26 protein-coding genes and 1 riboswitch are annotated in these 23,057 nt (G+C 40.8%); of the genes, 24 read left to right on the forward strand and 2 right to left on the reverse strand.

The window, feature by feature from the left end; all coding sequences use genetic code 11:
- Window positions 1-172: 172 nt before the first annotated feature.
- From ACTWPF_RS06295 to aldA, 14 genes are all read left to right on the forward strand, one after another.
- Entirely contained in the window at window positions 173-268 is a 96-nt protein-coding gene (locus ACTWPF_RS06295; protein WP_081779381.1) for a putative holin-like toxin, read from the forward strand.
- 620 nt (window positions 269-888) lie between these two features.
- Window positions 889-1,149: a hypothetical protein gene (locus ACTWPF_RS06300; RefSeq protein WP_238020681.1), complete on the forward strand. Its 261-nt coding sequence runs from the start codon at window positions 889-891 to the stop codon at window positions 1,147-1,149.
- Window positions 1,150-1,482: 333 nt separating this feature from the next.
- A complete protein-coding gene (locus ACTWPF_RS06305; protein WP_443148707.1) occupies window positions 1,483-2,685 on the forward strand; it encodes a CynX/NimT family MFS transporter in 1,203 nt (400 codons plus the stop codon).
- 33 nt (window positions 2,686-2,718) lie between these two features.
- The gene (gene pxpB / locus ACTWPF_RS06310) at window positions 2,719-3,438 is read left to right on the forward strand and encodes a 5-oxoprolinase subunit PxpB (protein ID WP_443148708.1); all 720 of its coding nucleotides are present in this window, start codon (window positions 2,719-2,721) and stop codon (window positions 3,436-3,438) included.
- On the forward strand, window positions 3,431-4,189 hold the full coding sequence (locus tag ACTWPF_RS06315; protein WP_443148709.1) for a 5-oxoprolinase subunit PxpA: 759 nt from the start codon (window positions 3,431-3,433) through the stop codon (window positions 4,187-4,189). Before pxpB ends, ACTWPF_RS06315 begins: the two co-directional genes overlap by 8 nt.
- 33 nt (window positions 4,190-4,222) lie before the next feature.
- Window positions 4,223-5,179 carry a biotin-dependent carboxyltransferase family protein gene (locus ACTWPF_RS06320; protein WP_443148710.1) on the forward strand — a complete coding sequence of 319 codons (957 nt, stop codon included), beginning with the start codon at window positions 4,223-4,225 and terminating at the stop codon, window positions 5,177-5,179.
- Window positions 5,176-5,772 carry a pyroglutamyl-peptidase I gene (locus tag ACTWPF_RS06325; protein WP_161464599.1) on the forward strand — a complete coding sequence of 199 codons (597 nt, stop codon included), beginning with the start codon at window positions 5,176-5,178 and terminating at the stop codon, window positions 5,770-5,772. Before ACTWPF_RS06320 ends, ACTWPF_RS06325 begins: the two co-directional genes overlap by 4 nt.
- A 108-nt stretch (window positions 5,773-5,880) precedes the next feature.
- Window positions 5,881-7,071 (forward strand): MDR family MFS transporter, encoded by a 1,191-nt coding sequence (locus ACTWPF_RS06330; RefSeq protein WP_443148711.1) that lies wholly within the window; start codon window positions 5,881-5,883, stop codon window positions 7,069-7,071.
- Between the two features lie 3 nt (window positions 7,072-7,074).
- Window positions 7,075-7,815, forward strand: a complete 741-nt coding sequence (locus ACTWPF_RS06335) for a Cof-type HAD-IIB family hydrolase (RefSeq protein WP_058950926.1) — start codon at window positions 7,075-7,077, stop codon at window positions 7,813-7,815.
- 179 nt (window positions 7,816-7,994) lie between these two features.
- Window positions 7,995-8,177 (forward strand): cold-shock protein, encoded by a 183-nt coding sequence (locus ACTWPF_RS06340; RefSeq protein WP_036575169.1) that lies wholly within the window; start codon window positions 7,995-7,997, stop codon window positions 8,175-8,177.
- A gap of 298 nt (window positions 8,178-8,475) precedes the next feature.
- The gene (adh, locus tag ACTWPF_RS06345; RefSeq protein WP_443148712.1) at window positions 8,476-9,996 is read left to right on the forward strand and encodes an aldehyde dehydrogenase; all 1,521 of its coding nucleotides are present in this window, start codon (window positions 8,476-8,478) and stop codon (window positions 9,994-9,996) included.
- Between the two features lie 29 nt (window positions 9,997-10,025).
- Window positions 10,026-10,373 (forward strand): DUF779 domain-containing protein, encoded by a 348-nt coding sequence (locus tag ACTWPF_RS06350; protein WP_106897389.1) that lies wholly within the window; start codon window positions 10,026-10,028, stop codon window positions 10,371-10,373.
- A 159-nt stretch (window positions 10,374-10,532) separates the two neighbouring features.
- Complete coding sequence (locus ACTWPF_RS06355) at window positions 10,533-10,979, forward strand: IDEAL domain-containing protein (RefSeq protein WP_443148713.1); 447 nt, start codon at window positions 10,533-10,535, stop codon at window positions 10,977-10,979.
- Window positions 10,980-11,222: 243 nt separating this feature from the next.
- Window positions 11,223-12,665: an aldehyde dehydrogenase gene (aldA, locus tag ACTWPF_RS06360; protein ID WP_443148714.1), complete on the forward strand. Its 1,443-nt coding sequence runs from the start codon at window positions 11,223-11,225 to the stop codon at window positions 12,663-12,665.
- A 63-nt stretch (window positions 12,666-12,728) separates the two neighbouring features.
- On the opposite strand, the gene ACTWPF_RS06365 is transcribed toward aldA, so the two are convergent.
- Window positions 12,729-14,750 (reverse strand): penicillin-binding transpeptidase domain-containing protein, encoded by a 2,022-nt coding sequence (locus ACTWPF_RS06365; RefSeq protein ID WP_443148715.1) that lies wholly within the window; start codon window positions 14,748-14,750, stop codon window positions 12,729-12,731.
- A 131-nt stretch (window positions 14,751-14,881) separates the two neighbouring features.
- Entirely contained in the window at window positions 14,882-15,481 is a 600-nt protein-coding gene (locus ACTWPF_RS06370) for a class D sortase (protein ID WP_443148716.1), read from the reverse strand.
- Between the two features lie 429 nt (window positions 15,482-15,910).
- On the opposite strand from ACTWPF_RS06370, the gene ACTWPF_RS06375 reads away from it, so the two are divergent.
- The 10 genes from ACTWPF_RS06375 to nagB all read left to right on the forward strand — a co-directional run bounded on the left by ACTWPF_RS06375 (window position 15,911) and on the right by nagB (window position 22,822).
- Window positions 15,911-16,525, forward strand: a complete 615-nt coding sequence (locus ACTWPF_RS06375; RefSeq protein WP_106897383.1) for a CalY family protein — start codon at window positions 15,911-15,913, stop codon at window positions 16,523-16,525.
- Between the two features lie 140 nt (window positions 16,526-16,665).
- Window positions 16,666-17,523: an amyloid fiber anchoring/assembly protein TapA gene (tapA, locus tag ACTWPF_RS06380; protein ID WP_443148865.1), complete on the forward strand. Its 858-nt coding sequence runs from the start codon at window positions 16,666-16,668 to the stop codon at window positions 17,521-17,523.
- 2 nt (window positions 17,524-17,525) lie between these two features.
- Entirely contained in the window at window positions 17,526-18,116 is a 591-nt protein-coding gene (sipW, locus tag ACTWPF_RS06385; protein ID WP_443148717.1) for a signal peptidase I SipW, read from the forward strand.
- A 36-nt stretch (window positions 18,117-18,152) separates the two neighbouring features.
- Entirely contained in the window at window positions 18,153-18,827 is a 675-nt protein-coding gene (locus ACTWPF_RS06390) for a hypothetical protein (protein ID WP_443148718.1), read from the forward strand.
- Between the two features lie 152 nt (window positions 18,828-18,979).
- Window positions 18,980-19,062, forward strand: a riboswitch (cyclic di-GMP riboswitch).
- Window positions 19,063-19,084: 22 nt separating this feature from the next.
- Window positions 19,085-19,219, forward strand: a complete 135-nt coding sequence (locus ACTWPF_RS06395) for an anti-repressor SinI family protein (RefSeq protein ID WP_081779379.1) — start codon at window positions 19,085-19,087, stop codon at window positions 19,217-19,219.
- A gap of 71 nt (window positions 19,220-19,290) precedes the next feature.
- Window positions 19,291-19,620 (forward strand): helix-turn-helix domain-containing protein, encoded by a 330-nt coding sequence (locus ACTWPF_RS06400; RefSeq protein ID WP_036575146.1) that lies wholly within the window; start codon window positions 19,291-19,293, stop codon window positions 19,618-19,620.
- Between the two features lie 202 nt (window positions 19,621-19,822).
- Window positions 19,823-20,314, forward strand: a complete 492-nt coding sequence (locus tag ACTWPF_RS06405; RefSeq protein ID WP_238020987.1) for a VanZ family protein — start codon at window positions 19,823-19,825, stop codon at window positions 20,312-20,314.
- A 144-nt stretch (window positions 20,315-20,458) separates the two neighbouring features.
- A complete protein-coding gene (locus ACTWPF_RS06410; protein ID WP_159033269.1) occupies window positions 20,459-20,620 on the forward strand; it encodes a hypothetical protein in 162 nt (53 codons plus the stop codon).
- Between the two features lie 309 nt (window positions 20,621-20,929).
- Window positions 20,930-22,093, forward strand: a complete 1,164-nt coding sequence (gene nagA, locus ACTWPF_RS06415; protein ID WP_443148719.1) for an N-acetylglucosamine-6-phosphate deacetylase — start codon at window positions 20,930-20,932, stop codon at window positions 22,091-22,093.
- A 3-nt stretch (window positions 22,094-22,096) separates the two neighbouring features.
- Window positions 22,097-22,822, forward strand: coding sequence for a glucosamine-6-phosphate deaminase (nagB, locus tag ACTWPF_RS06420; RefSeq protein WP_443148720.1), 726 nt, complete (start codon window positions 22,097-22,099; stop codon window positions 22,820-22,822).
- The last annotated feature ends 235 nt before the right edge of the window (window positions 22,823-23,057 follow it).

Raw genomic sequence — 23,057 nt, forward strand, 5'->3', positions numbered from 1 at the left:
GCTTGTTTTATAGCCACATTTTTAGGGGAAAGATATCCTATGAAATAAATAGAACATTTGTTCCTGTTTTGGGGTATTTTTCGCTCTGTGCGTGGTATACTAGTAACTAGATAACGTTCTTTATCAGTAGTGATCGGCAAAGCCCTTTTTCTGACGAAGGGGGGGATGCCATTTGGATATTTATCAAGTATTTATGGTAATGCTCTCGTTTGGGACGTTTATTATAGCGCTCCTGACTCTGATCATTCGTATGATCAACAAAAAATAGACCTCCCCATTAACCTAAAAAGTGATGGTTGGGGAAGGCCTATTAACTAGGAAGCCGATCCTCTGAGAGAACCGCTTATCACCTGACCACAGTTGCAGCTGTGGTCTTTTTTTCGAACGAAAGCAATCGTCCAAAAGACTTATTTACACACTGTACAGCCATATTAGTATATGCTGATTTATACAAATATTATACCATAATCATAGCGACATCCAAGGAAAATAGCCTGTTGGGAAAATTGGTCAACCAAGGGTTATTGCTAATGACTGCAAGGAGAAGTTTCATCAAAAAGCACAGACCAGTTTAAGTTGTTACTTAATCGTAAAATAATTTACACAATTGTAATATTTAGTTTCATATCTTTTTAAATCCTCAATTTGTTTTATTTTTCTACAAGGTATTCTATAATGCGTGTTTTTTTGACAGCGGATGGATCAAATGCATGGGATTTTCTCCTTGTTTCGACATCATTACAGAAAACATATGGTTCTTGACGTCTATGGCATAATAGGAATATAGTCATGAATATATTTTCCTGTATTAAACTAAATTGTAATTGGTTTTAAAGGGGAAGATAAGCAGCGGAGAAAAAAAGAAGTATAACAAGATAGGGGGATTTGATGAAGGATGTTCGAAATGTAGGGGAGAAAGGGAGAAATAGTGGGAATTGGTTATTAGCCTGTCAACCTTTTGAGGAGGAAAAGCAAATTAATCCATATGCTCAAGTGTCGTACATGATGGAAGAGTTGGAAGAGATCCTTATGGTTAATGCATTGACGCGGAGTAAGTTAAGGTTTGGCACAGTTAGCTACCGTATTGCCTGGATATCCAATAATATACTGGATGAGCATAAAGAAAGCCTTCTTTCTTCAGGGAAATAAGGAAAGAAACTTTATACATACATAAAGGGGACTCATCATCATACCTCGTCGGATAGTCCCCAGCCTCTTTGTTAATAACCCCGATATTCAGGAGCATATTAACCCCCACTATTTTTTACACTTCCCTCTTGCAAACGAATTACCTTTTTCACCTCGAAACACACGTGAATAAAACCTTCCGAACACCTTCCTTGTATCCACATGTAACGCTTTTTATCTATATCATTAGCTAGTAAGTATAGTCGTGTGAAAATTACGGATCATTACGTTTTTTCCTTTTCTCCCTATTGTGCTACTATTAACACAGATAGAGATAAAGGAGACAAACTTAGAATGGAACGTACGTTAGAAAAGACGCAGAAATTACAACAGATCATATTGGTTGCAGGAATTATTTTTGTAGCCTTTAATTTACGTCCAGCTATTACCTCAGTAGGACCTCTCATCACAACGATTCGCGACGATTTGGGTATTTCTAACTGGAGTGCTGGTTTGTTAACAAGTCTACCATTGGTAGCTTTTGCCATGATGTCACCACTCATCCCGAGATTAGCAAACCGGTTCTCAAATGAGCGCGTCATGCTGGCAGGACTTGTGCTATTACTATTAGGAATTAGCGTCCGCTCGGTCTCCGTAATCTCCCTTTTATTTTTCGGGACATTGCTTGTTGGTGTAGGGATAGCTGTATGTAATGTCTTGTTGCCTAGTGTAATTAAAGAAAAGTTTCCCTTGAAGGTTGCGTTGATGACAAGTGTATACTCCACAGCAATGGGTGTTTTTGCTGCAGCTGCTTCAGGACTCAGTATTCCACTAACCATTAACATGGGGCTAGGGTGGCAATGGGCCTTAGTTGTATGGGGAGTGCCTGCGCTTCTTGGCATCTTCTTATGGATATACCTAAATAAGCGAAATAAGTCTACTCAATCTATGGATGTCGCTTTCGTTACGGGCGAAAACAATGCGATCTGGAAATCATCGCTTGCCTGGCAGGTTGCAGCCTTTATGGGACTGCAGTCCTTTTTGTTTTATGTAACGATTTCCTGGTTACCGGAGATTCTTCACCAATATGGCTTAAGTATGTCAGCAGCTGGCTGGATGCTTTCCATCATGCAGCTTGTTGGGTTACCAGCTAGCTTTCTTGTGCCAGTTATTGCCGGAAAGTTAAAATCACAGCGGCCGATCGTGATTGTGAATGGTATTCTCTCGATTACGGGGTATACAGGACTTTTAATGGGGGGATCTTACCTTGTCATGATTATAAGCACAGTGTTAATTGGATTTACGTTAAGCGGAACCTTTGCCCTTGCTTTAGCTTTTCTGGGGATGCGTGCAAAAAACGCAAAGCAGGCAGCTGCCTTATCAGGAATGGCACAGTGCCTAGGCTATCTATTAGCAGCTCTTGGCCCTTTGCTTATTGGTTTGCTTTATGACCTGACACATAGCTGGAATATTCCTTTAATGTTCCTAATTGGAGTTTCTCTATGTGTCGTGTTATTTGGTATGGGGGCAGGAAGAAACAAATTTGTTTTAGAATAGGAAACAGCAAGTAAATGGAAAGGGGCTGATGAAATGGAAAAGACGATTGCTACGATCGGGGATGGGGTTATCCGTATAGAATTTGCAGGTGATGTTAGTCCGCAAATGAACCAACAAATTCAGTATACTTGTAGGCTTATCCAAGAGAGGTCTATTTATGGTGTGATAGAGCTTGTTCCAGGGTATCAAACCATCACCCTTTACTATGAACCCATTAAAATTCGATTTGAGGAACTAATAGGCAAGCTAGAGAACCTACTGGGAAAAGAACAAGATCAAGAAAGCATTCAGGAAAAAACACGGCTATTACATATTCCTGTGTGCTATGGGGGAGAACATGGGTCAGATCTTACAGATGTAGCGAAGAGACACCATATGACTGAAGATGAGGTGGTGAAACGACATCAGCAACCGGAATATCTAGTCTATCTGTTAGGATTTCTACCAGGGTTTCCTTACCTCGGCGGATTGGATTCTGCAATCGCCACACCAAGACTACAAGAACCTCGTGCTAAAACGCCGGCAGGATCTGTAGGTATTGCTGATGCCCAAACAGGAATTTATCCACTGTCGTCACCTGGTGGTTGGAATATTATAGGTAATACTCCTATCCCTTTATTTGATGCAGAAAAGAAGGAGGATGCTTTTCTATTTCAGCCTGGTGATCGCGTGAAATTTTATGAAATATCTGAAGCAGATTATAGTCAGTTGACCTTGAGTAATAAGTGGGAAGAGGTGATCGCTGATGAATAGGACAGTAGATTTAAATTGCGATATGGGAGAAAGCTTTGGTGCGTATACTTTCGGGGCAGATGAACAGCTAATGCAACATATTACATCAGCAAATATAGCATGTGGTGCACATGCAGGCGATCCAAACGTTATGGAAGACACGGTGAAGCTAGCTAAACAAAACGGGGTAGCCATTGGGGCACATCCAGGTTACCCAGACCTTGCAGGCTTTGGACGGAGAAAGATCGAATTAACGGATGTAGAAATATACAGCCATGTTCTCTATCAAATTGGGGCATTGCACGCCTTCTGTAAGGCACAAGACGTTCCAATGCATCACGTTAAAGCCCATGGCGAATTATACAACGTAGCAGCTAAAAAGAAGCATGTGGCACATGCAATTGCGAAAGCGGTCGCAGACTTCGACCAAAACTTAATCTTGTATGGCCTTGCAGGTAGTTATTTGGTAGAGGAAGGGAAACGTCTAGGTTTACGCGTAGCTTCAGAGGTTTTTGCTGACCGTACATATCAGGAAGATGGCAGTCTTACACCAAGAAACACGCCAGGAGCACTAATAGAATCAGTTGACCAGGCAGTAAAGCAAGTGAAGGGGATGCTAACCGAAGGCCACGTAACGTCCGTAAAAGGGAATAGCCTTCCTATACAAGCTGATACGATCTGTGTACATGGAGATGGTACTTCCGCAGTGCCTTTTGTAAGGGAATTAACTACAGCACTTCAAGCGGAAGGAATTTTGATTGAAAGTATGTAAACATTCCTTTAAATGAAGAAAGGAGACAGCCTTATGGTACAGCAAGAGCTCTTTCAAGTTATCAAGCCAGGGATACAAACTACATTTCAGGACATGGGGCGGACAGGCTACCAACAGTTTGGTGTACCCGTGTCTGGCGCAATGGACCGGTTTTCCCTTCAAGTGGCAAATATCCTCGCAGGAAATAAGCGAACGAGTCCCTGTCTTGAAATTACATTAGTAGGTCCCACATTACTGGCAAAAACGACCATGACAATTGTCATCACGGGTGCCAACCTAAGTCCAACGTGTAATGGTGAGCCCATTGCTATGTGGAAAACGGTAAGGATTGAAGAAGGGGATGAACTTGTTTTCGGAAAACATCAATCTGGCGTAAGAGCATATTTGGCAGTGTCTGGGGGATTTGAGACACCAGCTTATTTTGGAAGTAGCTCCGTTGATGGGAATAGTGGCTTTGGAAAGTCGCTGGAAATAGAAGATGTGATAAAAGGATACCCAGTAATGGAAAAGACCGGAATCAGTGTAGCAAACACACTCATTCCAATCTATCAAAAAAGGGTTAAGATCTCTTTGATTGAAGGTCCACATACCGATTATTTTACACAAGCAGACAGAACCACGTTTTTCACTGAACCGTATAAAGTGGGCGCCAATTCCAATCGAATGGGCTATAGACTAGAGGGACAGGCTATCAAGCCGGAAAAGGTAAAGGTCTGGTCAGATGGCATTCCATTCGGTGGAGTGCAAATCACAAGCGCTGGCGAACCCATTATTTTAATGGCAGACAGACAAACAACGGGCGGCTATCCGAGAATAGGTACGGTGAGCTCCACAGATATTCCGAAGATTGCGCAGCTTATCCCAGGTGGGGAGGTCTCCTTTAAGCGGGTATCTGTAGAAAAAGCAGAGGAGGATGCTCGTAAACAAGAGAAATTTCTCATACGCCTGAAACAATTTCGACAACATATAGAGAGAGGGAAAAAAGCATGAAGAAATTACTACTAACAGGATTTGAAGCCTTTTTAGAATTTCCCATTAACCCAACTACGTCTATTGCACAGTCATTAAATGGGGAGCAGCACAATGGGTACGAGATTATAGGAGAAGTACTTACCGTGGATTTCCATAAGTCTGGTAAGCAGCTGATTGAGTTAATTGAGCAACATAAACCCGATGTTATCATCTCACTAGGTTTCGCGGCTGGCCGAAACTGTATCACGCCAGAGCGGATCGCAATCAATTGTAATGATGGTCCTGTAGATAATGAAGGGCATAAACCAGACGGCGAAGCTATTTCTGAAGATGGAGCAGATGGGTATTTTTCTACACTACCCATTAAGAAAATAGTAGACCGATTAAAAGAAGAGAAGTTACCTGCCAAAATTTCAAATACGGCTGGAGCTTATCTGTGTAATAATGTCATGTATCATGGCCTACACTATGCAAAACAGCATGGGTTAGCGACCCCTTCTGGCTTTATCCATATCCCAGCCTCACACGCGCTTGCTGTTGAAAAGAATATGCCAAGCTGGTCGGAGCAAGATCTTCTTAAAGGGATTAAAATAGCAATAGAGACACTGTAATTAACTGGACAAACAGGTTTATTTTCATTGCGCAAATAGGAATTGCCACAGTGCCGAAAGTGTAATAGAATAACGTGGTACATTACAGAGAATGCGAGATGATGAGAATTGCCAAAATATATCTGGCTATTAGTAATAGCAACAGCAATTAACGTAACGGGGGCCTCTTTTCTCTGGCCATTAAACACCATTTATATGCATAATGAGCTCGGTAAAAGCTTAGCTTTTGCGGGGTTCATTTTAATGTTTAACCAAGGTGCTTCTATTGCAGGGAATCTAATCGGCGGGCTCCTTTTCGATAAATTTAGCGCGTATAAAACGATTCTAGGAGGAACAGGCATTGCGGTAGTTTCTGCTGTTATGCTTGCCTTCACACATGATAGCATCGTCTCTTACTCGATCTTTCTCGTGCTAATTGGGTTTGGTTCAGGAATTACCTGGCCCGTTATGTTTGCTATGGCTGGTTCCATCTGGCCTGAAGGTGGAAGAAGGGCTTTTAACGCCATTTATGTTGCTCAAAATTTTGGTGTGGCGCTCGGTGCGACGTTGGGTGGCTATATTGCCAGTATTTCTTTTGATTATATATTTATTTCTAATGCCACTGTATTTCTTATTTATTTTATCATCGTTCTGTTTACATTTCGGAACCTCGATAAAGAAAAAGATCGACAGATGCACACATCTATTTTGCAGCAACGGGCAAAAATACAAAGCAGAACAGCTTTTACTGCCTTGTTTATTTTGTGTGGGGGATTCCTCATAGCCTGGATTGCCTATAGTCAATGGCAATCAACCATTGCTTCTTATACACAGGACATTGGTATCCCATTAGCGCAATATAGTTCTTTATGGGCGATAAATGGTTTTCTTATCGTTCTTGGCCAGCCTCTGATAAAATGGGTAGCAGAACGTATAACATCCCAAAAGGTTCATATTTATATGGGCACGGTTATTTTTATCGTATCCTATCTGATTGCGATGGTCTCAGAGACATTTACCATGTTTGCTGCAGCTATGGTGATATTGACAGTAGGCGAGATGCTTGTATGGCCGGCTGTGCCAACTTTAGCAAATGAACTGGCACCAAAAGGAAGGGAAGGATTTTACCAAGGAATTGTCAACAGTGTCGCTGCAGCAGGGAGAATGATAGGTCCAGTGTTTGGTGGCTTTATTGTAGATTTATATAATATTGAACTTTTATTTATTATTTTATTGGGTCTCCTGATAATACCTTTTGTTACAACGCGTTTGTATGATCGAAAAATTAAAGTGGAACATAACCAGAACATGGAGGTTTGAAAAATGGAAGAAAAACAAGAAGTGAAACTTATTGCACTAGATATGGATGGAACATTACTAACAAGTGAGCATCAAGTGACTCCGTACACAGAAGAAGTTATTGCCAAGGCATTAGAGAAAGGCATTCAGGTAGTACTTAGTACAGGGCGTTGGCTGAACTCCTGCTATCCGTATGCAGAAAAATTGAAACTCCAATCCTACCTGGTGACAGCTAATGGAGGAGAGATTTGGACTGTTAAGAAGGAGCTTGTTGATCAGCATTTGATGGATCCGGCTAAAATGGAGAAGCTATGGAATCTTGGTATTGAAACAGGTGTAGGCATGTGGATGATCTCAACCGACGGTGTGTACAGAGAGACGCCACCAGAAGATTTCTATGCACATAATTGGTTAAAGTTTGGTTGTGAGTCATTTGATAAAGAAAAGCTTGATGTGATGGTGAAGGAACTTTCCTATTCAGATGACCTTGAATTAACCAACTCGCTACCTACGAATGTAGAGGCAAACCCTAAAGGGGTAAGTAAAGCCAGTGCCTTAGAACTTGTTTGTGATAAGCTCGGTATCACCATGCAGAACGTTATGGCAGTAGGCGATAGTTTGAATGATATGAAAATGATCCAGCAAGCTGGAATTGGTGTTGCGATGGGCAATGCGCAGGATGCTATCAAACAGGCTGCAGATTTTGTCACAGATACGAATAATCAAGACGGTGTTGCGAAAGCAATTCAACGATTTGCCTTGTAATGCCCCACCCCCTTTTTGGTATAATTTGTATAGTGCATGACTATACTAGTAGAAGGATGAAAATGCTAGTTGTGTTGTTCAACATAGGGTTATGGAGAATCGTAATTAGCATAATATGACCTTTCTTTGTTTAAGAGAAAGGGGTATAATAGAAGGGTATCAGGAAAGGGGATGCTGCCATGTCATTTTCTCGCGGACCAAAGGAACCAGTTCCAGAGGTGGAAACTAACGTATGGTCATGTACCAGTGACGATTGTCAGGGTTGGATGAGAGAAAGTTACAGTTTTGAACAGGAGCCGGAATGTCCACTTTGTAAATCTTCAATGGAACAGGAAGTACGTGTACTTCCAGAAGTAAAGTAACATGAACGCGTATCTCTTGGATTAGAATTTATAAGTTAGGCAAACTTATTTGCCCATAGAATAGGTCCTCGGGTTTTTATAAACCCAGGGGATCTTTTTTATTGGGCGATACATACAGCGGTGATTCGTTTTTACAGGACGCAGTTACGTTTTGAATCAGCGCGTTCTATCTTGATAAATTCTAACTAATACAAAATGTTTGAATGATTCTGAATTAATTGCTATAGTAATCAGTAGAAAGCCACCTAGTTTTTACACCTAATTTGTAAGCGTTTGCAAAAGAGGAGGAGTGGATAGAATGAGGTATGCAAATCCAAATAGCGAAGGATCGCTAGTCCAGTTTAAAGACAGGTATGACAATTACATTGGCGGAGAATATCGTCCACCGGCAAATGGAAAGTACTTTGAAAATGTGAGCCCAGTTACGGGAAAAGCATTCTGCGAAGTTTCCAGATCAACAAAAGAGGATGTGGAAGCAGCCCTTGATGCAGCACATGCAGCCAAGAAAGAGTGGGGAGAAACATCCGTGGCAGTAAGAGCAAATATTTTAAATAAGATTGCCGATCGTATGGAAGAGAACTTGGAATTATTAGCTGTGGCCGAAACATGGGACAATGGTAAAGCAGTAAGAGAGACGCTTGCTGCCGATATCCCACTGGCAGTAGATCATTTTCGCTACTTTGCAGGAGTGATACGTGCCCAAGAGGGTGGGATTAGCCAGATTGATAATGATACAGTGGCATACCATTTTCATGAGCCACTTGGTGTGATAGGACAAATTATTCCATGGAATTTCCCTATTCTGATGGCGACCTGGAAGTTAGCACCAGCACTTGCAGCAGGAAATTGTGTTGTATTAAAACCTGCCGAACAGACACCAGCATCTATCCATGTTTTACTAGAACTCATTGGTGATCTACTTCCGCCCGGTGTTTTAAATGTTGTGAACGGCTTTGGTGTAGAAGCAGGGAAGCCATTAGCATCAAACAGTCGGATTTCTAAAATAGCATTCACTGGCGAAACGACAACAGGGCGATTAATTATGCAATATGCCTCTGAAAACATCATTCCTGTGACCCTGGAATTGGGTGGGAAATCGCCTAATATATTTTTCGAAGATGTCTTAGACAGAGATGATGGCTTTCTCGATAAGGCGATAGAAGGTTTGGTTATGTTTGCTCTCAACCAAGGAGAAGTATGTACGTGTCCTTCTCGTGCACTTATACATGAATCCATTTACGATGAATTTATGGAGCGGTCGCTGGAACGGGTAAAACAAATTAAAATAGGCCATCCATTAGACACGGAGACCATGATGGGAGCACAGGCTTCCAATGAACAAATGGAAAAAATACAGTCCTATCTGGATATTGGAAAACAAGAAGGAGCAGAGGTGCTTACAGGGGGAAATATTAATAAATTGGAAGGAGAACTGGAAAGCGGCTATTATGTACAGCCTACGATCTTTAAAGGAGATAACAAGATGCGTATATTCCAAGAAGAGATCTTTGGCCCAGTTTTATCTGTTACGACCTTTAAAGATGATGAAGAAGCCCTTGCAGTCGCAAATGATACGCTATATGGTTTAGGAGCAGGAGTCTGGACAAGAAATATGAACACTGCTTATCGATTTGGAAGAGGAATTGAAGCAGGACGTGTGTGGACGAATTGTTATCACCAATACCCTGCCCACGCCGCATTTGGTGGCTACAAAAAATCCGGAATCGGCCGGGAAAATCACCTTATGATGCTCGGACATTATCAGCAGACTAAAAATTTACTAGTTAGCTATAGTGAGCAACCAGCAGGTCTATTTTAAGAGGCACACTCGATGAAAGGATGAGGCATGTGACAGAACGGGTCACCGCTACAGACGAAGCACTGGAGCTCATTCGAACGTTAAAAGAAGTTCATGGAGATTTAATGTTTCATCAATCTGGTGGATGTTGTGATGGAAGCTCTCCAATGTGTTATCCACAGGGCGAATTTCGCGTTGGTGAGTCAGACCTTCTACTCGGTGAAATAGGGGGGATGCCTTTCTATATTTCCAAAGATCAATATGCTTATTGGAAGCATACCCAGCTTATAATAGATGCTGTAGATGGAAGGGGAGGAATGTTCTCACTGGAAGGACCTGAAGGGAAAAGGTTTCTTACAAGGTCAAGAGTATTTACAGAAGAGGAAAAACTAGAATAGGTAAAACAAGTAGTAGTCAGCTTCTTTTTATAGGAGCTGGCTTTTTATTTGTTTATTGTTAGTAGAAAAAACATAAAATAGGCTTTAATTACTAGGCAAAATGAATTATAATAAGGTAATCGTTCTATTTAATGAACAATACATGGAGTGAGGAGCTGAATGGAAAGTATGGTCATCATCAAGTCGTTTTTGCCTTTTCGAATAGGCTTAAGCAGCAGTGCGATTTATGTAAAATTATCAGTTGGTGGATTTGTCGTACTAATCAATGGCAAGGAATTTCATTATACCCCAAATGGTGCTACTTCTATCCATGTTAACAGAACGACAGGAGAGGTATCTAATAAGGATGCTGTATTCGTTTTCCGGCATGGAAAAGAAGAAGAACGTATTTCGATGTATGAACTCCTTTTTTGTAGCGATTTTCTTATTTATTTACAAGCATTTATAAAACCTTATACTCCAAGCAAAACGACCCCTCCATGGGATCTAGATGAACTTGACATACTGTTTGACCAGCTTGAACTGGCAAACATAAAAAGATCCATCGATAAGGCACTTGACGAACGGGATGAAGCAACCTTTTATTCCTTATTGAAAATGCTTTAACAAGCTGTCATCATACATAAAGTGAAACTTCAATCAGTCGGGTGGGTTCATTCTTCCACCACTGATTGTTAGTTGAACGAATCGAGGTGTTAGCGTCCGTTTACTCCAACTTAAACATCACGGTTTCACCTCATGTTTTGAAGTGGTGGTTTTACGGACGGATTGCACCGGGATAAATAATATGTTTTAGAGCCTCCTCATGGTGGAAATTTAAAAGTAGGATACCATGAAGGAGGCTTTATTGTGCAAACGCAACCTATATATATTAATGGGAAATACACAGAATCGACGGCGACAGAAACAATTGATGTAATAAACCCTGCTACAGAACAGGTGATTTCAAAGATTGCGAGCGGAACTGACGAAGATGTGAATAAGGCCGTTAAGGCTGCCTCAGATGCGCAGTATGGTTGGGAGCATAAACCAGCTGTGGAACGTGGAGAAATTGTTCGTAAACTTGGAGAAAAGCTAGAAGTTAATAAAAGTAAATTTGTTGAATTATTACAGGAAGAACAAGGAAAAGATTTTGAATTAGCTAATGGAGAAGTAGACATGGCAATTGACTTCTTCAAATATATGTCCGAATGGGCCCGAAGAATAGAAGGAGATATTATCCCAAGTGACAGGCCAAATGAAAATATCCTCTTATATAAGAAGCCTATTGGGGTAATTGGTGGAATTGTACCATGGAACTTCCCAGTATTTATTTTAGCGAGGAAGGTTGCAACAGCGCTTGTAACGGGCTGTACAATTGTATTAAAACCAAGCCAGAAAACACCAAATACAGCGGCAGAATTCACAAAACTGGTCGATGAGATGGAGGAACTTCCTGCAGGAGTATACAACCTTATTACCGGAAAAGGCTCTACACTAGGAAATGCCTTAGCTTCTCATCCAGATGTCGATATGATTTCCATGACAGGAAGTGTCACTGCAGGTACAAAAGTGATGGAAGCAGCGGCCCAAAGTATTACGAAAGTGAATCTGGAACTTGGTGGTAAGGCACCTGCTATTGTAACAAAGCACGCTGATCTTGACTTGGCTGCCAAGCATATTACGACATCAAGACTAGCCAATAATGGACAGGCCTGTACGAATGCAGAAAGAATTTATGTTCAGGAGGAAGTGGCTGAAGCCTTTACGGAAAAGCTGAAACAATCCTTTGAAGCAGTCACAGTTGATAACCCTCTACAAAACAAACAGGCTGGTATGGGACCACTGGTGAGTAAAGATAGATTAGAAGAAGTAGAGGAAATGCTACAGACAGCTGTAAAAGAGGGAGCGGAGGTTGTGACAGGTGGCGAAAGGGCTAATAAGGAAAAGGGATTTTTCCTTCAGCCAACGATTCTTAAAAATGTCAAACATGATTCAGAAATCATTAAGGAAGAGATTTTCGGACCTGTTGTACCGATTGTCACCTTTAATGAACTCGATGACGCAATTCAAATGGGGAACGACACAGAATATGGTCTTTCATCCTCCGTTTATACCGATAATGTGCATGAGGCCATGCATGTCGTGAATCATCTTAAATTCGGAGAAACGTACGTGAACAGGGAAAACTTTGAAGCTGTTCAAGGCTATCACGCAGGTATGCGTAAATCAGGACTTGGTGGAACAGATGGCAAGCACGGGGTAGAAGATTTCCTCGTAACGCAAGTTGTTTACATGCAGTACAAGCAATAGAGAGGAAAACTTCGTAACAAAAAAGCTGAACAGTCAATCGAGACTGTTCAGCTTTTTGCTTTTCTATTTCAACTCATTAAACACATCGACTACTTTATTCGTTGTATAAACACTTCCGCCTTTTTCTTTCACATTCTCAACCATCATGGCGATTAATAAATCTTGTTCACTTTCTTTTGTCGGAAAGCCGACAAACCAACCATTCTCTTCACCAGAATCATCTTCTGTTGTCAGTTTCAATTCAGCTGTACCAGTTTTACCGGAAATCCCTACTTCTGAGTCAGCAGTATATTTGGATGGTGTACCAGATTGACCAACCTCGTATAACAGATCCTTCATCAAATTAGCCTGATCATTATTAAGCAGGTTTTCTTTCCATACCTGAGCTGTTTCTTCACTTGTAAGTAATGTTGGTTTTATCATGTTCCCCTCGTTTAAAAAGGTAGTGTATGCTGTGGCAAGGTGTAACGAGCTCATTTCTAACTGTCCTTGCCCATAACTTGAATTGGCAAGCAATACTTCATCATCCAACTTTCCATCAGATGAGATGGTGGAAGCAGTGAAAGGATATTCGTATGGAAGATCTTCCCCAAAACCGAATTCTTTTAATCCTTTTACATATGCTTCGCTCCCCATGTTCACTGCTTGCATGGCGAAGTAAATGTTATCAGAACGTACAAGGGCATCCTTTAAATCAACTGGGCCACTAGATTCGGAAACACGGCGGACAGCATATTCTCCCCATCCTTTCCCATTACTCCATGTCAATCCATCGATTTCTAATCCTTCATTCGGATCAATGCTGCCATTCTTTAAACCAATTGCAGAAGTAATTGGTTTAAGAGCTGATCCTGGTGCAAAGGTTGATGAGAAACGATTTAACAATGGCTGCTGCTCATCCTCCTGTAATGTTTCCCACAGATTCGCTTTCGTCCCATAAAGGATTTCATTTGGATCGAAAGATGGGCTACTGACAAGTGCAAGTGTCTCTCCTGTTTTGGGATTTATGGCTGCAGCAGTACCAGCATCCTCTTCATAAGAATCAAAAATGCTTTCTTGTACATTTACATCAATTGTCAAGGTGATATTTTTACCGTTTTCAACTGGCGTCTCGGCAAGAACGATAGGTTCTTGATTTTCTTTGATTACTTCAATGCGTGTGCCTTTTTTACCTTTAAGTTGCTCTTCATAGAGACTTTCAAGACCTCTTTTACCAATCATGTCGTTTGCACTGTAAACGCCTGGTTCCTGTTCCTCTAACTCTTCAGCTGTAATATTTCCAATATATCCTACCAGCTGTCCAGCAGCTTCTCCAGCTGGGTAAACACGACCAGTTACTTCTCTACCAGCAACACCATCTATTTCCCATAATGGGGATAAGTCATTAGTAGAAGGCACCTTTTTTAAGGGGACGAATAAGTCTGGCTCAACCCAGGCAGCATTTAATGCTTCATCAATGGCATCAACGGAAAGCCCTATGAAGCTTGAGAGTTCTTCTTTGCTTTGTTCAGGGTTACTGCCAAGTTTTCCTGGAATAATCCCAATTTCATTTACCTTGTCATTAATGGCTAATGGCATTTGATTCCGGTCAAGAATCTCTCCTCGCGTAGGAGCTTCGCTTTGAATACTAATGTCTCCACCATCTTTTAGTTCAGGAAAAATAAAGCCAGGGTCCCACTGTACATACCAGTTTTGTTCATCCTCTTCACCTTCTTGTACAAGGGCAGCTTCATAGTCGAATTCAATTGGTCCAGCCATGCTTTCCATCGCTACTTCAAAGGGAATAGTAGCAGTCCCTTCTTCCATTGCGGTTTCCAGCTCTTCCTCATCCAATTTTGAAAACGAAATAGAAAGGTCAGATATTGCTAGATCTTCATAAATTTTATTATAACGATCCACATATTCTTCAGTTGGATACGTTTCAGTAGACTCACTTGATAGCATGCCATATGCATCAGAGAATTCCTGTTCATTCCAATGCTTCACATACGTATCAAATCGTTCATTTGGTGTTACTTCGTCGTCTGAACAGCCGGCTAATACTACCATAATGATAGCAGCTAAGGCTATTGTAATCTTTTTCATCGGATCCCCCTCCAGTATCTATCTTGTAATCTAGGTCTATTATAACATGTTTGTTAAAGAATTCAGCCAATACAGAAAGCCACAAGGAAATTGATAACCCTGGTGGCCAGTTATTACATTTGCTATTAGCCCTAATTATCTTTTTCAGTTTCAATAGGTAAGGCTGTGATAATATAACGGTCTGGAGCGCTTCCGACAAAAGAAAAAGGGTAGCAGGTGGTCAAGGTCAATACTTCCTCAGGCGCTGTAGGGGAGATGATGGTCCGATCATCGGCATCCACGATCTTTGTATCCACTATTTCATAAGTGAAATCCCCATAAGGAAGTTTGACTGTTAAATGGTCTCCTAGCTCGAGCTCCCCCATACTGCGGAAAACAGTATCCCGATGACCGGATAAAACGATCTGATCGTTCTGACCAGGATATGCAGTCCCCTTATAATGACCTACCCCTTTTGCAAGGTCATCTTCATCTGTGCCTTCTACTATAGGTAATTCGGCATCTAGTCTGGGAATATACAGAATCCCGGCAGTGTCGCCTGTTTGAGGGGCAAACCCTTCCGCTGTTTCAGTTGATCCTTCATTTGTTTGCACTTTTTGACCCTCATCGAGCAATGTTTGGGCCTCAGCTAGACTATTTTTTTGCGCTTGGGCTGTATGGAACCATTGATAACCTCCAACACCTAGTAAAACGAGTCCAGCAACGATTAACAATAGGGAGAGCTTTTTCATAGGCAATACTCCTTGCGTTCGTTATTTACTTCTAGTATATAGAAAGCTTTCTTTTTTTGAAAGATCAGATAAGGGAAAGTTGGATTTTATTAAGAACAACTATTTATTCAATTTAGCAAAAAGTTAAGTAATTTAAAGAAAAAGAGCATAAAACTAAGTAAAACGTTCTTTATATAGAATTATTGAACGAATATGAAGTTTTGCAAACTATGAAATATGACCTATACTTCAAGTAATCGTTCGTTATATAAAACAATTATGTAGATAAAAAGAACGATCATTATACATAGGGAGGGGGATATTCGCTGTATATGAAGATGGTAGGAGTAGTGGACGTTCGTTTATCAAGGTAACCATCATGTATTTCTTCAGGTAACAGCAGCGGAACGTATCTCAAAATATTTATAAACTATGAGGAGGAATTTTATTATGAGTATGAAGAAAAAATTAGGTCTAGGGATTGCAACAGCAGCACTAGGAATTTCATTAGTAGGCGGAGGAACATTTGCATATTTCAGTGATACAGCAGAAACAAATGGCACATTTGCTGCGGGAACTTTAGATCTTAATGCTAATCCAACTACAATCATTGATGTGGAAAATTTAAAGCCGGGTGATTGGATGAACCGTTCATTTACTCTTGGTAATGGTGGCTCACTTGAAATTGCTGAAGTTCTACTACAAACCTCGTATGAAGTTATCGACGCTGGGAGCGACAATGCTGGAGAAGATTTCGGTGAGCATATCAGAGTCAACTTCTTATGGAATGAAGACAAAGCAGTATTAGGACCATGGTCTCCAGATAATGTTGTCTACTATACGACGCTTGCAGAATTGCAGAGTATGTCTCCAGACGCAGTGGCTAATGAAATCTTTATTCCATTCTTTGAAGAACGTGGTGGACTACAACCAGGCGATTCGGACGAATTACATGTTCAATTTGAATTTGTTGATAACGGAGAAGATCAAAACAAATTCCAAGGAGATTCTTTAGAACTTGATTGGAACTTTACTGGACACCAAGGTGAAGGTGAAAGAAGATAAGTTAGTTTGGAAAGGCGGGATATTCCCGTCTTTCTTCCATACATATTATATAACAGAGATTTTGCTTTCGTAAGGGCAGCACATATAGCTGCGTTTACGAAAGCAATGAATCATGTTGAATGGAGGGAAATAGGTTGCGAATGAGCCGGATGCGAAAGTTTAAAAGGTATAAGCAATTTGTGATGGTATGGAAGGTTGTAGCTATTTGTTATATTTCGGTATTTACGCTTGGATATCTTGCTTCCGGAACAGGAGCCTATTTCGTATCCTCACAGGAAAGTGAACAAGTTATTCAGGCGGGGACATGGTGGGATGGTAGTGAGCTTGACTTTGTAGGCAAACCAACAGTGGAAGAAAAAGCCTGCCCTCAGATGAACGTTAGCATGGAATTGGAAAATAAAGGTTTTTCCATGACAGATACAACTACCTATGAAGTGTTCTATTCCGAAACTGGCAATCCACAAAAAACGGGTAAGAAAGTAGCGAGTGGTGAAATTAAAACGCTTGAAAAGGGTGAAACAGTGTCCTTAAGCTACAAGGCAGAAAAAGAAGGCTTTTATGTTTTTAAAGCACTTCAGCATCCATTATATGGCGAAGAAACAGAGAAACCATTAGAGGTTTGGAGCAAAAAAGTAAATGCAAAATGTAAAGAGAAAAAGGTAAAAGAAGAATCAGATGAAGGAGTAGAACAGAAAAAAGACGAGGACATTTTTAACGAGGATAACAAAAAAGAAGAGTCGAAGAGCACCGATGATACGCAAGAGAAAGCTAAACCAGAAACAGAAAAGGCTCCTGTGGAGGAAGAGAAGGACACTTCATCAACTGAGGAAAACAAACAGGAAACAGACGCATCAGAAGCTGAATCAGAAAAACAGGAAGTAAAACAAGAAAAGCAAACGGAAAAGCAGGTAGAAAAACAGCCAGAGAAGAAGCAACAAGAGCAAAATGAAGGGACAGAGCAACCATCTACTGGAACCAAAGAGGAAGAGGGAGAATAAACATGTCACTTAAACAAGTAAAAAAGTGGGTTAGCCACATTACGACCTATGTATTGTTCGCTGCACTAATTGTAATGGCAGTTGTCGTAGTCTCTTCTAAAGCGTCTGGGGGAGAACCAGAAATTGCTGGTTACCAGCTGAAAACCGTGTTATCAGGCTCCATGGAACCAGGAATTCAAACTGGCTCGTTAATCGCTGTTATGCCCGATGGGGATATGAAACGGTTTAAAGACGGGGATGTCATCACGTTCATGGATGAAGAAGAAAAACTCATTACTCACCGCATTACCGAAGTAATGGCAAGTGGGGAGCAAGTGATGTACCGGACAAAAGGTGATAACAATAATGTGGAAGATCTTCAGCCAGTATTATCTGAGAACGTCGTGGCGGAATACACTGGTTTCACGATCCCTTATCTTGGATATCTGGTTAACTTTGCACAGTCTCGAAATGGAGCATTTCTATTACTCATTCCAGGGATTTTACTGCTATGCTACTCCGGCCTAACGATTTGGCGGACCCTAGGAGAAATAGAGAAGCAAAATAAAAAAGGTGATCAGAAACTGGAAGAAGGGCAATCACTTTCTTCCTAACAATAGAAGAAAATCGGATTTTAGGGGGTGGATTCCATGAATAAACGTTTCTTCATTCTAAGTTTTGTTTTACTACTATGCAGCTTTTTCCCATTAGGGTACGTATCCGCAGCGGAAGCAAATGAAGCAGACGCTTCTAAGGAGTTGGATATTCAACTTACGCCAAACGACTATTTGTTCCAGGTTCCCAATATGAAGCCAGGCGATTGGGCGCCAAGGGATCTTAAAATCTCTAATGACGGCAGACAGGATTTTAGTTATCATGTAGAGCTGGCAAATACGACGGAAGAGGAAAAGCTGTTTAATGAATTAATAATTGAAGTAGCAGACGAGGATGAACAACTTTATAAAGGGAATCTGCCGAATTTCGCCATCCCGGACAGAAGTCTGGATGTCGGAGAACAAGAGGAACTGAAGCTAACCGTTTATTTCCCAGACCATCTGGGGAACGAATTTCAAGGCCTTGAAACGGAGTTTGTTCTCATCTTCACCGCAGAAGGAGAGGAAGATCAGCAAGACTCCATTAGTGTAGGTGGTAATGTTAGTAATGGAGATGGGAATGGAACTTCGGGGGATAAAGGTGGAGCAGCCTTACCTAATACATCAACAGATATTTTTACTCTTCTCCTTTTCGGAACGATTTTACTGGCAGTCGGGGGCGGCATTCTTGTTATACGTAAACTACGGTTGATTAAAGATCATCGTATCTAATATTTTCCATATTCTTCGACAAAAACAGGTGTAAGATATTCCATTTCTCTTACAAAACTAGTTGAAATAAGACAAAAGAACCTACGCAAATAGTCGTGAATTTGTAGTATCATATTACTAGGCAGTTCTATTTAGTGTCATAACTACATTTCCTCAGAAAAAGGCATACTCATCGAAAGACGAGGACGCAAAATCACAGATCTACGGCATATGCTAGGATGGCTGGGTTATCTGGAAATAATAATGGGGGATAGGATATGGAAAAAATAGTTGAGCAGTTATCGTTAGATGGTGAATGGATTGAATTAATCAAAAGGGCAAAGAATCTTGGGATCACTACAGAGGAAATACGTCAATTTCTAAAACAGACGGAATCATTACATAATGCCTGAATTTAATTGTACTTTATATAGAACTCCTCACCCACTTTATGTTATAATTCGCTTTGAAAGAAGGTGAGGGCTTGATCGGTGAAAAAATCAAACAACTTCGCACAGAAAAAAAGATGTCCATTTCTGAATTAGCTGAAAGAGCAGGGGTCGCTAAATCATACCTTAGTTCGATTGAACGTAACCTTCAGACAAACCCATCGATCCAGTTTATTGAAAAAATAAGCACCGTTCTTGGTACAACGGTTAATGATCTTCTACGGGAAGAAAACATAAGCGGTCCTGAGGATTTAGATAACGAATGGTTGAAGATCGTACAGGAAGCAATGGAGTCTGGTGTTTCAAAAGAACAGTTTAAGGAATATCTAGAGTTTAACAAATGGCGCAGTAATAAAGATAGATGACCCATCAAAGCCGTTGCAGTGATGCACGGTTTTTTGTTTGGTTTTTTCTCATTCGGGGTATTGCCGATATGGTGGATTAAGGTTATTTTATTAAGGTGGCCATTATAAATAACTCTGAATAAATAATTCATACATGTGCCGGGGGAAGCCCAAAAAGCGGACTACACAAAAAGCATATATAACAAGACAAGGAGAATGAATTTTGAAGAAACACATTTTCTGGCTTTTACCCATATGCTGGATGGGGATCATTTTTTACTCTTCCCATCAGCCTTATGAAAATCAAGATGTGAAACCACTTTTGAACAATTTCATAAACGTAAGTTTTCTTGAGCCGTATTTAAACTGGTTATCCTTCACCTATCATGAAAGTGTCGTTAGCGTGGAAGAGTTAGGTGTTGCTGGATTTATCGAATTTTTCATTCGTAAAGGTGCCCACGTATCTGTGTTCTTAGTACTCTGTTTGCTTTTTTATGTGGCCTTTCGAAAAGCTGGAAAACAAAATCATAGTAAAGCGCTAATCTTCTCTTTGTTTCTAACGGTAATTTATGCCATATCGGATGAAATTCACCAAGGATTCACACCAAACAGAACGCCCTACGTAGGTGACGTCATACTTGATAGCTTTGGTGCCCTGTTGGCGGTAGGCCTACTTGTACTTTTTCATAAAAGAAAAGATAGAAGACCTCTATAAAGTTGTCCAGGGAAACGAATAAGGTAATGAGGTATTAATTTTTTGTAAATTTTGAGCATCTACGACAAGGTTCGACAACATTCTGTTCGTTCATATGCTATTATGCAACAGGTAAGATATTTTTCAAAAGGCGGGGTATGAATAATGGAGCAAGAAAAGTTTAAAACGATGCTAAAAAAAGTAATTCATGATACCGAAACGCATCATATACAATCCTCTCAAGAAATGATTCAGACTTTAATTGATGAACTCACACATGAAAGACTACTTCCGAATGTCCAGCAATCTGTACTGAAAAGTAAATAAAGTAAAAAGCGGTCAAGATAAACCGTTACGTTAAAGCTCGCCTCTTAAGAATGGTAGCAAATAGAGGAGAGCTTCTTTGTGGCGTGATTTTATGCTGCTAGTGTTCTCATAGATCTTTTTCCTGTATATAATTTCCCCTTGTGTTTCATTTTTCTTACACTCTTCGTTTTACCAATTTTTCCATTCTCCTAAAAAGTCTTTCTTTCTGAATCTTTTCTATTCAAATTCTTTATTATAGCGCTATCTCTTGCTCCATTTTCTATGAAAAAAATGGTATGATATATATTATAGTAGAGGAGGAAGAGACAGTTGCAAACAAGTCCCATTTACATAAAAAATGTTAGCATTTTAACAGAAGAAACGATTATGGAAGATAGCGCTCTTCTTTTAGAGAGCGGAAAAATATCTAAGATCGGGAAACAATCGGCCCTTCCGGATGAGATTCAAGAAATTGATGGGAAGGGAAAAATCGTTATACCTGGCTTTATAGACGGACACATCCATGGTGCAAACGGTGCAGATGTGATGGATGCAAGCAATACAGCACTTGACTCAATTGCTTCCGTTCTGCCTAGGGAAGGAACTACAAGCTTTCTGGCAACGACGATCACACAATCACCTGAAAACATTGAGAAAGCGCTAAAAACAGTTTCTGCCTATAAAAATAAGCCCGGACAGGCTGAAGTGATTGGCGTACACCTAGAAGGACCATTTATAGAAAAGTCCAAGGCAGGCGCGCAGCCACATGCTTATATTATGGAGCCTAGCATTGAACAGTTCGAGGAATGGCAAAAGTTATCGGGAGACAAGATTAAGACGATAACGATGGCGCCAGAGCACGATCCGGATGGAACCTTTATCCGCCACGTGTCAGACCAAGGGGTAATTGTATCAGCAGGGCACACAAATTCCAGTTTTTCAGATATGAAGCAAGCAGTAGAACATGGTGTCAAACAGGTGACCCACCTCTGCAATGCGATGACTGGTTTACATCATCGTGATGTAGGTACAGTGGGAGCAGCTTTCATGCTCCATGAATTACGGGCCGAATTGATTGCGGACGGCATTCATATAAGCAAGGAGATGCTGCAATTAGTTTACAAAACGATGGGCAGTGAAAGACTATTGCTAATTACGGATTCCATGCGGGCTAAATGCTTGCAACAGGGACGTTACGAGCTTGGAGGGCAACCAGTTGTGGTAACGGAAGACCGCGCAGTTTTAGAAGATGGAACTTTGGCGGGGAGTATTTTAAAAATGCGTGATGGTGCGAAGCAAATGCTTGATTTAGATGGTGTTACACTACAAGAAGTAATCGAAATGGCTTCTGTAAATCCTGCAAAACAGCTTGGTTTATATGACCGAAAAGGAAGTATAACTGTAGGTAAGGATGCTGACTTGTTGTTAGTGGATCGTCAGCTTCATATTACTTCTGCCATTTGTCGCGGGGAAGTAGCTTTTAGGGAGGAATAAAGGATGCAATTAAAAACAGTAGAAAATTACGAGGAAATGAGCAGGCTTGCTTGCTCTGTCATAATCCAAAGAATACAGCAACTAGATAATCCAGTTTTAGGTTTAGCAACAGGATCAACACCAGAAGGGTTGTACAAGCAAATGATCGAGCAGTACAAGCAGAAGAATGTTTCCTTCGAATCTGTTCGCACCTTTAATTTGGATGAATACGTTGGTTTAACCAAAGAAGACGAGCAAAGTTACGACTTCTATATGAAAGATAATTTGTTTCAACATATTGACATTGATCAAGCAAACACCCACTTACCAAACGGTGTGGCAGCAGACCTGGAGAAAGAGTGTATCGATTACGAAGCAAGAATTGAACAGGCTGGTGGTATTGATGTACAAGTATTGGGGATCGGATTAAATGGTCATATTGGCTTTAACGAGCCTGGAACTAACTTTTCTAGTAGAACGCACATCATTGATTTGGCGCCTTCAACAAGAAAAGCAAATGCCCGTTTTTTTGAAGATCTGGCCGAAGTTCCAGAGAAAGCCATTACAATGGGGATTGAAACAATAATACAAAGCAAGGAGATCCTTTTGCTAGTATCAGGTGAAAAGAAAGCGGAAGCTGTTTCCAGAATGATAGAGGGAGAAATATCAGAAGAATTCCCAGCATCTATCTTGCAAAAACATCCAAATGTTACCGTGATTGGGGATAAAGCAGCACTTTCCTTGTTATAAAGTGAATTTGCAATCAGAGGGGGGCGTTCTTCCCCCACTGATTGCAAGTTGAACGAATCGGGGTGTTAGCGTCCGTTACTTCCCTTAAACATCACTGTTTTACTTCATGTTTTGAAGTGGGGGTCTTACGGACGGTTGCACCAGGATAACGCTTGTTTGAATTGCTGCGTGGGAAAGGAAAGAGGTTTCGCTCAGAGCACCAGGAACTAGGCTGGCTCGCAAAGGCCTTTTCACC

It is taken from the genome of Oceanobacillus sp. M65 (assembly GCF_052246275.1).
Lineage (GTDB): Bacteria > Bacillota > Bacilli > Bacillales > Amphibacillaceae > Oceanobacillus_B > Oceanobacillus_B jordanicus.

Bases quoted from the DNA above. Each gene is read 5' to 3' on its own strand.
- ACTWPF_RS06315 (WP_443148709.1), top strand. From the start codon at position 3,431: ATGAATAGGACAGTAGATTTAAATTGCGATATGGGAGAAAGCTTTGGT.
- ACTWPF_RS06365 (WP_443148715.1), bottom strand. From the start codon at position 14,750: ATGAAAAAGATTACAATAGCCTTAGCTGCTATCATTATGGTAGTATTA.
- nagB (WP_443148720.1), top strand. From the start codon at position 22,097: ATGCAATTAAAAACAGTAGAAAATTACGAGGAAATGAGCAGGCTTGCT.
- ACTWPF_RS06325 (WP_161464599.1), top strand. From the start codon at position 5,176: ATGAAGAAATTACTACTAACAGGATTTGAAGCCTTTTTAGAATTTCCC.
- ACTWPF_RS06410 (WP_159033269.1), top strand. From the start codon at position 20,459: ATGGAGCAAGAAAAGTTTAAAACGATGCTAAAAAAAGTAATTCATGAT.
- ACTWPF_RS06340 (WP_036575169.1), top strand. From the start codon at position 7,995: ATGTCATTTTCTCGCGGACCAAAGGAACCAGTTCCAGAGGTGGAAACT.
- ACTWPF_RS06335 (WP_058950926.1), top strand. From the start codon at position 7,075: ATGGAAGAAAAACAAGAAGTGAAACTTATTGCACTAGATATGGATGGA.
- pxpB (WP_443148708.1), top strand. From the start codon at position 2,719: ATGGAAAAGACGATTGCTACGATCGGGGATGGGGTTATCCGTATAGAA.
- ACTWPF_RS06320 (WP_443148710.1), top strand. From the start codon at position 4,223: ATGGTACAGCAAGAGCTCTTTCAAGTTATCAAGCCAGGGATACAAACT.
- sipW (WP_443148717.1), top strand. From the start codon at position 17,526: ATGTCACTTAAACAAGTAAAAAAGTGGGTTAGCCACATTACGACCTAT.
- ACTWPF_RS06305 (WP_443148707.1), top strand. From the start codon at position 1,483: ATGGAACGTACGTTAGAAAAGACGCAGAAATTACAACAGATCATATTG.
- ACTWPF_RS06375 (WP_106897383.1), top strand. From the start codon at position 15,911: ATGAGTATGAAGAAAAAATTAGGTCTAGGGATTGCAACAGCAGCACTA.
- adh (WP_443148712.1), top strand. From the start codon at position 8,476: ATGAGGTATGCAAATCCAAATAGCGAAGGATCGCTAGTCCAGTTTAAA.
- ACTWPF_RS06395 (WP_081779379.1), top strand. From the start codon at position 19,085: ATGGAAAAAATAGTTGAGCAGTTATCGTTAGATGGTGAATGGATTGAA.
- ACTWPF_RS06390 (WP_443148718.1), top strand. From the start codon at position 18,153: ATGAATAAACGTTTCTTCATTCTAAGTTTTGTTTTACTACTATGCAGC.
- ACTWPF_RS06370 (WP_443148716.1), bottom strand. From the start codon at position 15,481: ATGAAAAAGCTCTCCCTATTGTTAATCGTTGCTGGACTCGTTTTACTA.
- tapA (WP_443148865.1), top strand. From the start codon at position 16,666: ATGAGCCGGATGCGAAAGTTTAAAAGGTATAAGCAATTTGTGATGGTA.
- ACTWPF_RS06300 (WP_238020681.1), top strand. From the start codon at position 889: ATGAAGGATGTTCGAAATGTAGGGGAGAAAGGGAGAAATAGTGGGAAT.
- ACTWPF_RS06355 (WP_443148713.1), top strand. From the start codon at position 10,533: ATGGAAAGTATGGTCATCATCAAGTCGTTTTTGCCTTTTCGAATAGGC.